18 protein-coding genes, 1 tRNA gene, 2 pseudogenes and 2 riboswitches are annotated in these 15,593 nt (G+C 35.5%); of the genes and pseudogenes, 11 read left to right on the forward strand and 10 right to left on the reverse strand.

All coding sequences use genetic code 11. The features are described 5' to 3' along the window. The first annotated feature begins 86 nt into the window (after positions 1–86). The 3 genes from H9632_RS17065 to H9632_RS17075 all read left to right on the forward strand — a co-directional run bounded on the left by H9632_RS17065 (position 87) and on the right by H9632_RS17075 (position 2,709). Complete coding sequence (locus tag H9632_RS17065) at positions 87–836, forward strand: VOC family protein (protein ID WP_191705271.1); 750 nt, start codon at positions 87–89, stop codon at positions 834–836. Between the two features lie 117 nt (positions 837–953). Beyond that, positions 954–1,430: a hypothetical protein gene (locus H9632_RS17070; protein WP_191705272.1), complete on the forward strand. Its 477-nt coding sequence runs from the start codon at positions 954–956 to the stop codon at positions 1,428–1,430. 88 nt (positions 1,431–1,518) lie between these two features. Then, positions 1,519–2,709 carry a hypothetical protein gene (locus H9632_RS17075; RefSeq protein WP_191705273.1) on the forward strand — a complete coding sequence of 397 codons (1,191 nt, stop codon included), beginning with the start codon at positions 1,519–1,521 and terminating at the stop codon, positions 2,707–2,709. Between the two features lie 411 nt (positions 2,710–3,120). Here the strand turns inward: H9632_RS17075 and H9632_RS17080 are convergent, their stop codons facing one another. Continuing rightward, positions 3,121–3,345, reverse strand: coding sequence for a sulfurtransferase TusA family protein (locus tag H9632_RS17080; protein ID WP_008404823.1), 225 nt, complete (start codon positions 3,343–3,345; stop codon positions 3,121–3,123). 13 nt (positions 3,346–3,358) lie between these two features. Next, entirely contained in the window at positions 3,359–4,408 is a 1,050-nt protein-coding gene (locus H9632_RS17085) for a YeeE/YedE family protein (protein WP_191705274.1), read from the reverse strand. Positions 4,409–4,693: 285 nt separating this feature from the next. Between H9632_RS17085 and H9632_RS17090 the strand changes: the two genes are divergently transcribed. Further along, positions 4,694–5,398, forward strand: a complete 705-nt coding sequence (locus H9632_RS17090; RefSeq protein WP_191705275.1) for a class I SAM-dependent methyltransferase — start codon at positions 4,694–4,696, stop codon at positions 5,396–5,398. A gap of 46 nt (positions 5,399–5,444) precedes the next feature. Beyond that, positions 5,445–5,606, forward strand: a pseudogene (locus H9632_RS19170) (IS21 family transposase); the annotation flags it as partial. Positions 5,607–5,907: 301 nt separating this feature from the next. On the opposite strand, the gene H9632_RS17095 reads toward H9632_RS19170, so the two are convergent. From H9632_RS17095 to H9632_RS17110, 4 genes are all read right to left on the reverse strand, one after another. Beyond that, positions 5,908–6,117: a hypothetical protein gene (locus tag H9632_RS17095; protein ID WP_191705276.1), complete on the reverse strand. Its 210-nt coding sequence runs from the start codon at positions 6,115–6,117 to the stop codon at positions 5,908–5,910. Between the two features lie 12 nt (positions 6,118–6,129). Continuing rightward, positions 6,130–6,291 carry a YvrJ family protein gene (locus H9632_RS17100; RefSeq protein WP_191705277.1) on the reverse strand — a complete coding sequence of 54 codons (162 nt, stop codon included), beginning with the start codon at positions 6,289–6,291 and terminating at the stop codon, positions 6,130–6,132. 116 nt (positions 6,292–6,407) lie between these two features. After that, positions 6,408–6,478 (reverse strand) — tRNA-Cys (locus tag H9632_RS17105). 68 nt (positions 6,479–6,546) lie between these two features. Then, complete coding sequence (locus H9632_RS17110; RefSeq protein ID WP_191705278.1) at positions 6,547–6,789, reverse strand: glutaredoxin family protein; 243 nt, start codon at positions 6,787–6,789, stop codon at positions 6,547–6,549. Positions 6,790–6,963: 174 nt separating this feature from the next. Here H9632_RS17110 and H9632_RS17115 point away from each other — a divergent pair, with 174 nt between their 5' ends. The 3 genes and pseudogenes from H9632_RS17115 to H9632_RS17125 all read left to right on the forward strand — a co-directional run bounded on the left by H9632_RS17115 (position 6,964) and on the right by H9632_RS17125 (position 8,649). After that, positions 6,964–7,536, forward strand: a complete 573-nt coding sequence (locus H9632_RS17115; protein ID WP_191705279.1) for a sigma-70 family RNA polymerase sigma factor — start codon at positions 6,964–6,966, stop codon at positions 7,534–7,536. A gap of 537 nt (positions 7,537–8,073) precedes the next feature. Continuing rightward, positions 8,074–8,181 (forward strand): annotated as a pseudogene (locus H9632_RS17120) (IS3 family transposase); the annotation flags it as partial. A 180-nt stretch (positions 8,182–8,361) separates the two neighbouring features. Beyond that, a complete protein-coding gene (locus H9632_RS17125; protein ID WP_191705280.1) occupies positions 8,362–8,649 on the forward strand; it encodes a hypothetical protein in 288 nt (95 codons plus the stop codon). Here H9632_RS17125 and H9632_RS17130 read toward each other — a convergent pair. The 3 genes from H9632_RS17130 to H9632_RS17140 all read right to left on the reverse strand — a co-directional run bounded on the left by H9632_RS17130 (position 8,646) and on the right by H9632_RS17140 (position 10,103). Beyond that, entirely contained in the window at positions 8,646–9,374 is a 729-nt protein-coding gene (locus H9632_RS17130) for a hypothetical protein (RefSeq protein WP_191705281.1), read from the reverse strand. The two genes, H9632_RS17125 and H9632_RS17130, sit on opposite strands and share 4 nt — an antisense overlap. A 27-nt stretch (positions 9,375–9,401) precedes the next feature. Further along, positions 9,402–9,641, reverse strand: a complete 240-nt coding sequence (locus H9632_RS17135) for a glutaredoxin family protein (RefSeq protein ID WP_191705282.1) — start codon at positions 9,639–9,641, stop codon at positions 9,402–9,404. Between the two features lie 138 nt (positions 9,642–9,779). Next, entirely contained in the window at positions 9,780–10,103 is a 324-nt protein-coding gene (locus H9632_RS17140) for a hypothetical protein (RefSeq protein ID WP_191705283.1), read from the reverse strand. Between the two features lie 291 nt (positions 10,104–10,394). On the opposite strand from H9632_RS17140, the gene H9632_RS17145 reads away from it, so the two are divergent. From H9632_RS17145 to H9632_RS17155, 3 genes are all read left to right on the forward strand, one after another. Continuing rightward, complete coding sequence (locus H9632_RS17145; RefSeq protein WP_191705284.1) at positions 10,395–10,541, forward strand: hypothetical protein; 147 nt, start codon at positions 10,395–10,397, stop codon at positions 10,539–10,541. Between the two features lie 292 nt (positions 10,542–10,833). Next, positions 10,834–11,014: riboswitch (cobalamin riboswitch) on the forward strand. 158 nt (positions 11,015–11,172) lie between these two features. Then, positions 11,173–13,461 (forward strand): 5-methyltetrahydropteroyltriglutamate--homocysteine S-methyltransferase, encoded by a 2,289-nt coding sequence (gene metE, locus H9632_RS17150; protein WP_191705285.1) that lies wholly within the window; start codon positions 11,173–11,175, stop codon positions 13,459–13,461. Between the two features lie 155 nt (positions 13,462–13,616). After that, a riboswitch (cobalamin riboswitch) is annotated at positions 13,617–13,799 on the forward strand. 196 nt (positions 13,800–13,995) lie between these two features. Further along, positions 13,996–14,349, forward strand: coding sequence for a hypothetical protein (locus tag H9632_RS17155; RefSeq protein WP_191705286.1), 354 nt, complete (start codon positions 13,996–13,998; stop codon positions 14,347–14,349). A gap of 250 nt (positions 14,350–14,599) precedes the next feature. Here H9632_RS17155 and glsA read toward each other — a convergent pair whose 3' ends face one another. Next, positions 14,600–15,520 carry a glutaminase A gene (glsA, locus tag H9632_RS17160; protein WP_191705287.1) on the reverse strand — a complete coding sequence of 307 codons (921 nt, stop codon included), beginning with the start codon at positions 15,518–15,520 and terminating at the stop codon, positions 14,600–14,602. Positions 15,521–15,593 lie beyond the last annotated feature (73 nt).

Consider the following 15,593-nt stretch of genomic DNA (forward strand, 5'->3'; position numbering starts at 1 on the left):
ATGTATGTGTCGAAAAATATTTTTTGGACACTCAAAAATGGCGTAAGCCATTGATATATCAACATTTATAGAGGGAGTGATCCATTATGAAACTTGACCATCTAGTAATAAATGTAGATCCAAATTACCAGCAAGAAAGTGAGGAAGTTCAACAAATTAAAAAAGCTGGCCTTCCCTATAATGTAAAAAAGGGTAAAGGTACTAAAGGGTTTAAAGCAACTAATATTTGGACAGGAAATGAATACTTTGAATTAATCACCATTACTAATAACGATGGCGGCGGATGGAGGCCTGAATGGGTTCATGCCTATAATTCGGGACATAGAGGATTAATTTGCCTAATGATTGATGTAAATAATATTGATGCTATTGTTCAGCGTTTACAAAAAGAAGGAATTTTGATTTCCAATCCTGAAAGAATTAAGATTGAATTTTTCTTTAAGTTATTTTCAAAAACGATGCCCTGGCAAAATAGCTTTTTGAATTTTTTCGAAAATATCCCCCTTCAAATTGGTTTTCAACAAATGGATAGTGAAAAAATCCGAAAAGGGTTTGAAAAATATATGGTTCCTAATTCTAAAGAGAATAACATATCTGGCATTACACAAATTCATATTGCAGGCGACTTTACTATTTCCGACTTCCAAATGTTAAGAACTGTTTTTGAGCAAACACTAGATAATGAAAATCAACTAATAGTCCAGTTAGAAAATTCCCAAAAAGTTATATTTGAAAAAGCTAAAGACTATTCTATAAAAGTCACATTAAAAAACGATATTAGTTCCTTTATTATGGAAACATGTAAAATTGAAGATATTTTAATTAACTTTGAATAATCTATAAAACTAATTACCTTATTACAAGTTATCTAGTTCTCCCCCCTTAAATACTTGCAACAAGCTAGACGTCCCCTTTTAGTAAGGTTGTTATATAATAAAAAAAGAGGTGAGTAAATGTTTTTTAGATCTAAATTAATCAAAAATGACAAGAAATATAGTGCTGAAATGTTATTTAAAGATGTGTCATCTGAAAAATGGGATAAAGACAATTTAACAAAAGCTAATTTAGATTTTTCAATAGATAGTGTTCGTCTCGTTAATGAATATGCTGATCGATTAATTCAAACAGAATTCGGACAGCAGCTGTTAAAAGAACATCATGATAATTTGATAACACGCATCGGTGCCTATGTAGGGGAAGTAATTAAACATCACAAAGATGGTCAATATCGCTGGTTTGATTTTAACTCTATAAGAGAAAATACGGTGCATTTAAATAACTATTCAATAAGTGTACAAGATGAGTCTGTTCTTTATTCTAAAAAAATGGATGATGTATTGTGCCCTATCTATGAGGTGAAGCAATATTTTGATGGGAAATCGAAATATTCCAATTTTTTGGAATATGTAGAAGTTACTATTAAAAAATAGGTTTATACTATAGTTAATTAGAGTTGGTAGTGTGTCAGATTTATGATTTGGGCATTTTGGATTTAATATCTTTTAATAGGAGAATTATATGAAAAAGCTTATAGACACAGTTTTAAACAACATATCAAATGAACGATTTGAGAATTACTGGGAAGGATTTAAACCTGTTGCCTTTGCAATTTTTGATGATAGAGATGTCTTTTTATTTAACCATCCCAAATGTAACGAAGAACGGTACATCAAATTAGTAAAAACTGAAGAATTTCATGCTTGTACTTGTATATTATTTGAAGAAGTACCCACAGCTATTGTTGATACTACACTTTATGATTCATTTGAAGTCATCTATTCTTTAATAGTACATGAGTCGTTTCATGTATTCCAACATTTATCTGAAGAAAGCCGATACCCAAATGAAACAGTAGGATTTAACTATCCAATTGATTTTAAAAACATTCAACTACGTATTATAGAAAGAAAAAGACTCTTTGAAGCTTTCACATCAACAGAATCTTTAGAAAAACAGAAAAAAATAAACGAATTCATCACACTTAGAGACATGAGAACCGAATTATTTCCTGATTATGTGGAATATGAAAACTCAGTTGAAACTATTGAAGGACCTGCACTGTATGTTGAATATCAAGCGTTAACTGATATTAGTTATATTAATGAAGAAATAATTAAACACTTTGCTGAGCAATTATTAGATAACAACATATCAAACCTAAATATTCGAATTAGCTGCTATAATTCCGGTCTTTTTCTTTGTCTATTATTAGATGACATTTCAGAGAACTGGAAAGTAAAATTCTCAAAATCAAAGTTAGGCTTATATCACTTTTTAAAAAATGCAAACAACTATACATCTGCAGAATTAACTATTCCTGATAATGCGGAGGAAGTTACTCGAATTGTAAACAGCGCCCTATCAGATAAATTAAATATTTTCGAACATTTTTATAAATCTGATGGCATAAAACTAACTATTTCAGGAGCCATTAAACTTATAGGTTTCGATCCAATGAATATTACTCAATTAGATGGGCAATCATTACATCATAATTTTTTAAGCTTTAAAATCATGAATAAAAGTTATTTTATTAAACAGCCTGTTTGTACTACGTATGAAAGTGATTTTAGAGATGTTCAATTAATAGAACTATTTTTAAATCAACCACCTTTACATATTGGAGACCGGCTTATAATTGATAATTTTGGTGAAATTGAAGGTAGTGTTATTTCGGAAGAACGAAGCTCTATTCATATAATGGTATAGGCGTGTAAGAAGAACTACGACATTTTGGCTTTTGTGGACACAGCTAAATGTCTCATGAAGCCTTTTTGAGTGTTTTCGGTACACTGGGGATATCTCACGTACATTGAGCGTATTTTATCTTTTATTTAATAAAATTCGGACACAGTCGTTGTCAGATTTTCTAATATAGTTCGAAATCATCTAATATAAATTTATTTGTTCTAATAAAATCCCGATTTGCTAATATACCTTTAAGATGTTCTAAAATGAGGTCAATTTGTTCTAATATAGCCTTTCAATCTTCTAATATCACTTCGAGTTTTTCTAATAACTCGCTCAATTGTTCTAATAAAATACCAACGAACCGGCTCCTTAAACCCACCCCTACAAAAAAACAGCACCTCAAAATTCGAGATGCTGCCCGTAGAAAAATTATTTTTTCTTAATCGTAATTGTCCAAGATGCTTCGCCTAATTGCTCATAGTTCGTCACTTCATGACCGTCTTCAGCTGCCCAACGAGGAATTGACTCTGTTCCTTGTGTACAGTCAAATTGTACTTCCAGCTCATCGCCTGTATTTAATTCTTTGATTGCTTCTTTTGCTTCGATTAACGGGAATGGGCAAACCATTCCTAATACTTCTAATGTTTTCTTCATATAAAATCTCTCCTTATGCACGCGCTGCTGCACGTTGTTTTGACGGACGCACAAATACGAAATAAGATGCTGTCCATGTTCCTAGAATCATAAATGTTAAAGCCGTCCAGCCTGACCAAGTCATCATAGACGTCATTACTAAACCATTACCAATCGAACAGCCTCCTGCAAGACTAGCGCCGAATCCCATTAAAATACCGCCGCTAGAGCTTCGTACAACTGTTTTTGTATCAGGTGTCCGTAAACGGAATTCCCCGCTCATTTTTGCTGCGAAATACGAGCCGAAGAAAATCCCTAGTACTAGGAACACACCCCAGTTAATAATATCTAAATCTCCTGTTACTAAAAACTGGAGAAGGTTTGCTGAAGGTGTTGTAATACCTAGGCCGAAAATACGTCCTGATGCCGCGCTTAACGGCCATGCCAATGTCGCAATTAATCCGATTAAGATTGCTGTCACATATGGATTCCAGCGCTTTTCAAATAAAATATGCGCTAAACCTGTTTTCTTTGGTTTTAAGCTTGGAATTTTTACACGAGGTTTACGTAATTCACGGTAAACAACGAATGCTACCAAGGCTACAAACGGAATGACTAAAAACCAAACATTAATGCCAAATGTTTCTGCAATCGAATCTGTACCGACTACCGGTGTACGTGCATCCACTGTAAATTGTGCTAATGGACCTGACTTCATGATAGCTGCCATTAACATATAAAACGCCAATGCAATCCAGCTTCCGATTAAGCCTTCCCCTGCACGATACCAAGTACCTGTTGCACAACCACCAGCAAAAATAATACCTATACCAAAAATAAATGCGCCTCCAATTGTTGCCCACAATGGAAACTGCCCTACTGTATACTCAAACGCACCTGCGCCAATTAGTACAAACACACCTACTGCCTGTACGGCAATGGCAACAAGTAGCGCATAAAACATGCGATTATCTTTTGCAATGTACATATCGCGGAAACCGCCTGTTAAACAGAAGCGTCCTCGCTGCATTACAAAACCTAAAAGAGCACCACAAAGGATACCCGTTAAAGCCATCTGTAACAATATTATTCCCCCAATTTAAATACCTAGTTTCTTTATAGGAATATAATACAATATTTTTCAATTGGAATTCAAGCCTTTTGATTAAATATTTGTTATCTTATTAATTTAGTAGGTTTTAACATCAATTAAATATCCTTATTCTACTCCCAAAAAAGAACCATCATTTTTTACTGACATATGATACAAAGCAATATATTCTTCACATCGTGGCTTGAAGCATGTAATAACCTTCTAGAACAATGCAAAAAGTGTGACTTTTTCTTTCTTTATCAAAATTTAAAGTAGGTGAAACAAATAAAAAATTCCTATTTAGAACTTCTCGCAGAACTTGGTATTGGTGGTGCACACCCTGGCGGAATTAAGCTAACAGAAGAAATATTAAAAAGCGAAAATATTAACAGTACTTGTCACGTTTTAGATGCTGGCTGTGGTACTGGTCAAACAGCAGCTTACTTGTCACAAACTTTCCAAGCTAATGTGACAGCGCTTGATTTTAATTCGACAATGGTTGCAAAGGCCAAACATAGAATGAAGATTAATAATTTACCTGTAGAAATTATAGAAGGCTCCATTGAAGATATCCCCTTACCGAATCATCACTTTGATTTTATTATTTCTGAATCCGTCATTTCATTTGTTAATAAACCAAAAGCCATAAGTGAGATTTATCGCATATTAAAAAATGGCGGCCGGTTCATTGCTGTTGAGCCAACGTTGAACGAACGCCTTGACGTTACCCAAGAGCAAGAAATCATGCAGTTTTATGGTCTTGATTCCCTACTCATGGAAAAGGACTGGGCGGAATTATTAAAACAGATTGGCTTTAAAAATATTCAAATACAGCATCATACCACTATTGAATCGGAACCCGATTTTCATTACTCCAATGAAATTGATCCAGTGCTATACGACGTCATGAAAAAACATTTGGAAATCATCTCAAAATACCAAGAAACTTTTAGTTACCGAGTTTATACATGTACAAAATAAAATAAAGCCACTTTGTCTAAGTGGCTTTATCTTATTTATCGATGGATTGGATCATATAACAACCGATAAAATTACTTTCTTAGCAGAACAGTCAGCTGAAGTACGTACATTTCTAACATACCAAGATGATGTCACCAGCCAATCCTTAGATAATTTATCGTCATTAGCAGCGTTATTTCATTCTAAAGGAACAGGAGTGATTCAATAATGGACAAGTAAGCAGAAATGATTGAAATGTGTAAAGAACTGCGTTTACCAAGTATTCGCCATTTACTTGAACAGGAAGCCATATTTGAGCAGCATACATCACCGGCTTTTAAAAAAGTTTAACATTTAATTTCCCTCTTAAATGGAATTAATTTTATCTTCTTTTCTGTCATTTCCCTTCCCCCAGTGCGACTCTCCCCTTCACAAAGGAAGTGTGGTCAAATTACACTCCTTATCTATTAAAGAGATGAATCTACTCATGTAAACCTGAAAGTAAAAGCGACCCTTATTTGGGTGGGTTTTTATTCTAGAGGAACTTCACATTCGCAATGCTCATATCTTCTTTCACATAAATTCTTTATCTTAGTAGAAGCTTTTACACTTTCTAATAAAAGGTCATATATTGCTTCTTTCTCTATAGCACCAATATTTTCACTTTGTAGCATTTTCGAGTAGAAGTTTGTCGTTTTTCTCGACTTACAATAACAATTCATCAATATACTGATATCCATATTCACGCCCCCTTATTTTTTAAGGTTTTTTATGACAGTGGATAGTTCCATTATGACTTTTTCTAAATGATCTAGTTTACGTTCAAACCGAACAAACAGGTATACCGTTATCGCAATCGGGAATCCAAAATTCCCTATTAAACTAATCCAAATAGGAATATTTTCTTGAGTCATTTTATCCCCCTCTCTCGTCTTGTATCATCACCATCAAAACATCAATATAAGTAAGATGGAGACCTCCTGTATAAGGTTGAGAGGTTTCTTGCTGTACAAAAATACCTGATTGATAGAGGCGGAGCCCGGAATCTAACCGAGGTTCAAGGATTTGCAGTCCTTTGCCTTACTGCTTGGCTACACCGCCATATCTTAATCAAAAGATCGGGAAGGTGAAAATCTATATTTTCAAAAACCTCCCCACCTTAGCAATCATTAAATAGTGTCCAACAGCTGGTCAGGGTTAAAACCTTGAATATGCACCGTATCCATTCCTTCTGTTTTCACTTCAATAAATGGGATACCTTGCACATTTAAATCCTTTAAATATGCTTTATTTTGTGGTTTATCTATATTCTTGAATTCATACGGAATGTTTTCTTTGTCTAACCAATCTTTAGCGTTAATACAATGTACACACCAATCCGCCCCATAGATTATTACTTCTGTTTTTGACATCTTAATCTCCTCCTTGTCCCCTATAAAGAGAATGAAATCAGAATAGAGTCAAAGAAAGATTGTAAAAAAATAAAACTTTATATAAAATGAGAACGTAACACAGAACATACGTTCCTATATTTTTGACTATTTGTGTATTTTATTCTCTTTAATATGTAAAAAGGGGGGATGAAATTGGAGCCTAGTTATTCGTTCACAACTCAAGAAAGAGAAAAACTAAAAGAACCTATCGTATTAAATTTCTTAAAGGTTGAGGCCAACTATCAAAAATTTTCAGCATTCATTGAATCGCCAAGCCCAGAGATAAAAAATGAACTGGATTCCGCTTTTAAAGCCTATTACAAACGGGCCAAAGTAATCGCTTATATCGACAAGCTCATACATTACTATTCCATTGACCTAGATAAGAGAATTAATAAGTACCGTGCAACACAACAACTCATTCTAGACAACCCTATAAGCGAAAACGAAAGCGGAAACACAACTATGAAGGATACCCTGCCATCCTATGAACAACCTATGTTAGATTCCTCCCAGCTCCCTTTGGAGGAATTATTCGAAGACTTGAATCTATATAAAGCTTGGAACTCTCTTTCTGATAAACAAAAAAGGGTACTCACCCTCAAATACCAGTACAATTTAAAGGATGTAGAAATAGCGGATATCATATGCGAAACCAAGCAAGTCATTTCCTATAACCACAATAAAGCCATAAAAGTTCTAAGACAATCCGTAAAGGATAGTTAGGAGGGATTTCTATTTGTAAAATTGATGATGTTGCCTGTGAAAAAATAATTGATGATTTCGAACTTAGAATAAAGAAGGTTGTCAGTAATGTCCCGCATAATGACCAGGAAGATATGAAGCAAGAAATCAGAATTAAAATCATCGAGAAAATGAAAATGCTCGATGAATTAGAAGTACCAGGATTTTTAGAATTCATTAATAAAAAGAAATAAACCTGCCTCTATTCTTTCTCTGCATGTTCAACAAGAGTACAACAAAAGCCCCACTCTGATTTAGAGTGGGGTTTCATCGTCATGAAAGAGGGAGACGTGCGCGACAATTTCAAACCAAGAGATTTGAACACCCGCTGATCCTCCCAAAGTTATTCTATATTTGATACATAACTATTTGTTGTCTGAACTTTTTATGGTTCGTTTATTTCTTTATTACCTATTTCTATAAAAGAACTTGCCCCATCCCATACAACACATTTGTAGCTATTTAAAGGACCCGAACCTCTTAAAAGACCTAGATGACAAAAAGTATTCAGGCAATGTTAAAGTAGAACTAGAAAAATACATGAAATATTACAACACGAAACGAATCAAGGCAAAATTAAAACTGAGTCCGGTGCAATACCGAACTCAGTTCACCCAAGCTGCCTAGATGAAATAACCGTGTCTAACTTTTAGGGGTCACTTCAAGCAGGCTGTGTTTTTTAATAGTACCTTGCTCTATTTACATAAACAGTCTTTTTACATAGGACATTTTCCTGTTGTTCATTGATGTCACTTATAGTATTCTGTAGGTCATTATACTAGAAATTACCAGGGTGGTGGAGATTTAATGAAAAACAATTATAATATCATCGTGCATGTTGTCAACTTACTCCTTTTAGGAGCGATCGGTTTCCTCGCGTTTTTCTCTGTGGTAAATATTAGCCCAGTCCAAGAATCTGACATGTTTAAATTCGGTCTTATTGTTTTTCTGCTCGCCATGTGGGCAGTTAATTACTGGTTCCAATACAAGAAGCAAAAATGGATTCTACCAATAGCCGGTACCGTCCTTTACATCGCCATCGTTTTGTTCGTCTTGGGGATAGTTATGCCATTCCTTAACGAAATTGTTTATTAAATGAACCCGCAACCTTTTAATAACGCGTCAGCTCGGATTCCAGTACGGATTGTAGTATCACCAGGTCCTTTTAATCCATCCATACATTTAATTAACTTTTTATGAGCGTCACATACTGAAATCCTAGGCATTGGACCTTGGAGATCCCTGTCATGCGTTACACAACAACGGTCAATCGCATTGATTGGGGTTCCTCCACCAGCGTTATTATAAATGCCACACGATTTCCCGCAATGCTCGTAGCGTTGACCTTCAAAGTAACAACAAGAACCAGAACTGATACAGCTGGTTGGATCATACATTATTTCTGCTAAGAGTTCTTCGTGCTCCTCCGCTACTTCTGGAATCTTTACATAATCCTTATAGACATCATGCATTATCTCTACTGGTTGTTCTAAATTAAGTTCCCCATTTACATATTCCTTAGTGACAACTTTTGCACCGTTTTGCACCCAAACCTGCACCACTTCTGCTGTGTCTGTTTGACTTTCCGACTTCGCTTCATATTGTTTTAAGATTACCTGGGCCTTGTTACCAAAGCTCATTAGCTTATTGATTTCTATTACGGTACTTCCTTCATCTGAATGCGTAACCTTCACAATATCTGTATTTTCCGGCTCGCCCAGATTTAATTCGCTTAAAACGTCTGTAAACGCTGCTTTCGCAAAAACATCTTCATACTGTTCTTTTTCGTAACTCGGGATAAAACGTGAAAACTTATTCATTCCAGTCACCTCTATTAGTATTTTTTGTTAATTTTGGGAGTTGAAGCTCATGAGAGCAGTTTTTACTCTCTCATTGAAGCCTGCGTATGGCTTATTGTAAATCAAAGTAAACGGAACCCCTTGACCTTTCAGTTCCATCAACTCATCAAAATGCTTACGGTCAGAGACATCTTTCTCGGTATATTCAATATGGTTCCTTTTCAGAAAGTCCTTTAACTGGCCACTATACCCACAACGCGCTTGCGTATACACGGTTACGTCATTCATTTCTTCCCCCCCTTGTAATACAAAAGAGATGCATAACCCTGAATAATCAAACGAATAGTCAAATATTTTTACATCGCACGTATTCATTGAGAATACCGGCTCATCTTTAAGATAAGCCGATATTATAATGGTTTTTTTCTAGTTACTCATAACCCCAGTACCGGTTACTCGGACATCATCCGTCGATTTCTCAAATCTTAGCCGATAAGCCGTACCAACCATATCTGTAAACTTTACCGTTTTCGTGCCGTTCCGTGGAAATGAAGCTGTTTTTACTGTAAACCACATACGCTGAGCTTGCGCCTGCAATTGAACAACGTATTCATCTGATCGACCACCTGAATTGTTAGCTTTCGAATTGAGCGTCAACGTAATTGTTTGGTCGTTACCCTTATCATTAAACGTCCGACTCTGCCCCACTAATGTCTCTTTAAAATCATAAGTAAGATTATAACTTGCCATATTCATTCTCCTTTTTTCTTATTATTGTGTTGCTATTTAAGAAAGAGGGTCGAACAAGGCTTTTATCAAAATCCCAGCCAATTTATATGTATTTTAGTGGTAGAAACGGTGTGAGAGATGAGCAGCAAGCACTGTCAAAAAGTGAGGGACTATGAGGAATTAAAATTAATAATTAAAGAGTAAGTTGTGCAGAATGTTTAAAAAGAATTTATTATGCTATAAGTAGTCCACTGTCCATTAAAATGACAGTTGACTTGCTGAAATTATAATCAATTATTAGGATGGTGAATCATGAAAACTTCAAGAGGACGCGAACTATTAACAGACAGTCAACGAACAGAACTAATTCAAACCCTGAAAACGACTGGCTTTCAGGCAGGTTGGTCTTACACACATTTTAAAAGAATTTCCCATAGTGTTATCCAGTACATTGCCTAGCAAATCAATGTCCAGCAGTAGCCATTCATTCTTATGGTCAAGGGGAGAATACATTATGGGATCACTTAAAAGAAATTACGAGTACATCCTCCATATGTTCATTTAAAAAGTTCAGCCATATTATTATTTGTTAATTTTATTAAGCGATATCATTAAAATTCTATTTCTCCCTTCAAATTTTGATAAAAAGCTGTAATAAGTCTCTCTTTTTGCGTTTTTTACTGAAAATTCTATATTTTTTATAACCGAGGTATACATTTATGATTCCTTTTATGCTATAGTTTGTACAATTACATAACGTGTAAGAAAAGGTACGCACATTGTTGTGCGTTTAAAAGGGAAGTTGGTGCGAATCCAACACTGTCCCGCAACTGTATTACGGAGCAACTCTTAAAAAGCCACTGTTAAATAACGGGAAGGTAAGAGACGCGTTGATGTTAAGTCAGGAGACCTGCCTTTTTCTAGTACACACCCGATACCTACGTGGAAATAGGTGGTGTTCTGTGCGAATAAAGCGTCAATTATAGACGTTTATTTTACTATGCATAGATAAGTCCTAAGCTGTTTCCAAGTCACATTGGAAACAGCTTTTTTATTTGGGTTATGTAAATACATTGAGGAGGCTTATCAAATGAATATTGTTAGTAATGTTATCGGTTACCCTTATATTGGAGCTAACCGAGAATGGAAACAGACTTTAGAAAAATTTTGGAAAAAAGAGATAGAAGAAGATGTATTTGAAGAACAGCTAAAAATTATTCGCCTGAATCGCTTAAAACGTCAACAGGATTTAGGACTACAGTTAATTACTATCGGGGACTATACAAAATACGATCGTGTGTTGGATTTGGCGGTAATGTTTAACCTCATTCCTGAACGCTATAATATACTACAAAATGCCTCACCGTTAACTAAATACTATGCAATGGCACGTGGTACAGACGAAGTAATCGCAAGTGAAATGACGAAATGGTTTAATACAAACTACCATTACATTGTTCCGGAATATGAAAACCAGGAATTATTCTTAACAAATAACTACATCCTACAACAGTTTGAAGAAGCTAAGAATGAACTAGGCATCATTGGAAAACCAACACTTATCGGTCCCTATACTTTCGTTGATTTAGCAAAAGGTTATGACGAAAAAACCCGTGCAGCCTTCTTTTTAAAATTACTTCCGCTATACGCGGAAGTAATCCAACAACTTGTAGATGCTGGTGCTGATTGGATTCAAATCGAAGAACCTTCTTTCACAAAAAATCTTGAGGAAGAAGAGATTTTATTAATCGAAGAAGTGTATAAGCAGTTAACGGAAGCTGTACCTCAGGCAAATATATTGATACAGACTTATTTTGAGGCATTAACTTCATTTGAGCGCTTATGTAATTTACCTGTCGCAGGTATTGGCTTAGATTTCGTACACGGTAAGAAAGAAAATATGAAATCGCTTTTACAATATGGTTTCCCTAAGGATAAAACGTTAAGTATCGGAATAATTAACGGTCGGGATATATGGTCCGTTAACTTAGCAGAAGCTGTTTCTACAATAAGTACAGTTAAGCAACTAAGTGGTGTTAATGATTTATGGATTAGTTCTTCCTGCAGTCTACAGCACGTCCCTGTTACAAAAAAATCAGAACAAAATCTTCCGCATGAATTATACGATGCGCTTGCTTTTGCAGACGAAAAAATCCGTGAAATTGCACATATAACAAATTACATTCAGCATGGAACTTGGAGTAAAGAAGGTATCGTCGCAGATAGCATTAAAGTGATTGAATCTTTGGCAACACACGCTATACGAAAAAATGAGCAAGTTAAAGCTTTAGTTGAAGGAATTAAGGATTCCGATTTCTCACGTTCTGTCCCATTTAAAGAACGCCAAGTACTGCAAAAGAAATCGTTAAAGCTTCCTGATTTCCCTACGACAACAATTGGGAGCTTTCCTCAATCTCAACTAGTAAAGAAAACACGTTCGGCATGGCGCAAGAAGGAAATTACAGACGAACAATACGATGCGTTTGTAAAGGAAGAAACGGCTCGTTGGATTCAAATTCAAGAAGAAATTGGGTTAGACGTATTAGTACATGGAGAATTTGAACGAACAGATATGGTGGAATATTTCGGAGAGCATTTGACGGGATTTGCCTTTACGAAAAATGCTTGGGTTGTTTCATACGGTTCCCGTTGCGTTAAACCACCAATCATATACGGTGATGTCGAATGGACACATCCAATGACTGTTAAAGAGGTAGTTGAAGCGCAAAAACTTACTTCAAGATATGTAAAAGGCATGCTTACTGGACCTATCACTATTTTAAATTGGTCATTCGTTCGCGAGGACATTTCAAGAAAAGAAGTGGCATTCCAGCTAGGTTTAGCGATTCAGCAGGAAGTAAAGGCACTTGAAGATGCAGGCATAAAAATTATCCAAATTGATGAACCTGCACTTCGGGAAGGGCTTCCTTTACGCAAAGAAAATTGGGATGAATATTTACAATGGGCGGTGGATTCGTTTAAGCTCGCAACATCAAAAGTTGCGGTAGATACACAAATTCATACCCATATGTGCTATTGCGAATTCAATGATTTTATCGATCCAATCCGCGCATTGGATGCAGATGTTATTTCATTGGAAACTTCAAGAAGCCATGGAGAGCTAATTAATTCGTTAAAAGTTCATCCATATGAGCTTGGAATTGGTTTAGGCGTTTATGATATTCATAGCCCCCGTATTCCAAGTGTAGCTGAAATTAGTTCGATATTAGAAGAGAGTCTTGCTGTCATTCCTACAGAACAATTTTGGGTCAATCCTGACTGTGGTTTAAAAACGCGCCATGAGTCTGAAACGATTGCTTCATTAACGAATATGGTAGAAGCCGCTAAGCTATTACGCGCGCAAGTATTATCTGTCTGATTTCACTAAAATACAGTAAACCACTAAGAACAAAACATTAGTGGTTTACTCTTCCAATTATATTTCGATTGCTAATTCATTTAAGTTTAGTCATTGTAGGATAGCTATTTGTATTACTCTCCCCTTATTGTTTACAAATAGCTATCTAAGAATAACTAAATTTTACTGGAAAAGGTTTAAATTTAACATTTAATTAAAAGGGAAGAACGGTGTGAATCCGTCGCTGTCCCGCAACTGTGATTCGGAGCAACTCACAATAAACCACTATTGCCGAAAATGGGAAGGTGTGAGGAGCGTTGATGATAAGCCAGGAGACCTGCCTTTTCAAGTACAAACCATTAACCTACGCGGATAGGAGGTTTAGAGTATGAAAGTAAATATTCTTCATGCTCATAGTGCGACAATTATACAAAGGTTTTCATTGCGAAAAAGAAAACTTCTCTTGTATTCCTTGTCTCTTTATGAAGCGACCATTTAGCAACAACTTCAATTTACAATGTTGCTATTTTTTCGGGACTATAGGAGGAATATAATATGCAATTGGACAAAGTACTTCAATTTAAGCAATTGATGAATGAAGTAATTTCAACACATCAAACAGAGGCAGATGCAAATACCATTAAAAGCATTAAACAACAATTGTTAGCGCAATCACCAAATGATTATAAGGAAATTACAGCTGCCTGTTTTCAAAAGACAACCGACTTTTATATTAACAAACTAAAAGAATTTGTTTTATTTAATAATCTGCATGAAGCTACAGAAAGTATAAAAAAATATGCGGAGCAACTAATTAATCAATCTCCACAAGAATATAAAGAGATCAATTATGCATATTTACATGTAAAATACGAATTAATTGGTCTAGCCGTTGATAACAGCAAATAAAGTTATTAAATGAAAAATGTTTTAAATTGAAGCCTCTGCAAACAATAAAAGAGAATGGTCATATTATTTATTTTGAATTCTTAATTGATGAACAGCCGCATTACATAGCGGTAGATATTGAAACTATTGATGCTGAATAATTGAAATCACCATGATCTATTGATAACCAGACGTCAACTATCATCATTTTCATTAAGTAAATAAATTAAGGAACAGTCTCTCATTCATTATGTAAGACTGTTCCTTTTCTTTATAAACAAAACAGGTCGAATTCCTTTGATAACTGTGTTAAAAAGGCAATGCCAGCGACACTATTGCCGACTTGATCGATTGCAGGACCATAAATCCCTATTCCAATTGGACCTTGTAGGTGCTCAATTGCCCCATTTTTCACAACTGCGATTATCGCTCCGGACACACCGCTTTTTGCCGGTAACCCAATGAAAGCCGCGAACTTCCCTGATGCATTGTACATTCCGCAGGTGAACATTAATGCTTTAGCAATATGGATCACTTCTTTACTGCAAGTGGCGGTACTCTTTTCACCATTAGTCGCAAAATAAAGAGCCATTTTCGCTAAATCCTCTACATTGACCGATATGGAGCAGAGCTGTAAATATACTTGCAATGCTTCCTCTACGTTTGATTTTAAAAACCCATTTGCCTGCAAAATATAGGCAATCGCGCGGTTATAATCGGCCGCATGATATTCTGATAAATAAACTTCGTTGTCGATGTGTACTTTCTTCCCTATAATTTGCTCTAAAAATAGAGTTACTGATTTCACCTTTTCGTACATCGTTTCCCCTGGTAATAAAGATGCTACTGTAATTGCACCTGCATTAATCATCGGGTTAAATGGCTTATTATTGTGACTTTCTAAACGGACGATAGAATCAAAGGAATCACCTGTAGGTTCAACATCAACATAACGCAAAATTTCCTCGATGCCATGGTGATTCATTGCCACCATAAAACTAAATACCTTTACTACACTTTGAAGCGTAAAAAGTTGTGTACATTCACCAAAATCTATCTTATCTTCCATTGATACTAAACTGACAGCAAAAGCATCCGGATTAGCCGTAGCAAGAGCCGGGATATATGTCGCAACCTTACCTTTAGCCGTCATCTGTGCAGCATGTTCATAAATTCCCTGTAGTTTTTTCATTTATGGCTACTAGCTACCCACCTCTCAATACTATCTATTACGAATTCTTCCCCATTTTATCCGTTATTATAAA

The organism is Solibacillus merdavium (assembly GCF_014836935.1).
GTDB classification, from domain to species: domain Bacteria; phylum Bacillota; class Bacilli; order Bacillales_A; family Planococcaceae; genus Solibacillus; species Solibacillus ferritrahens.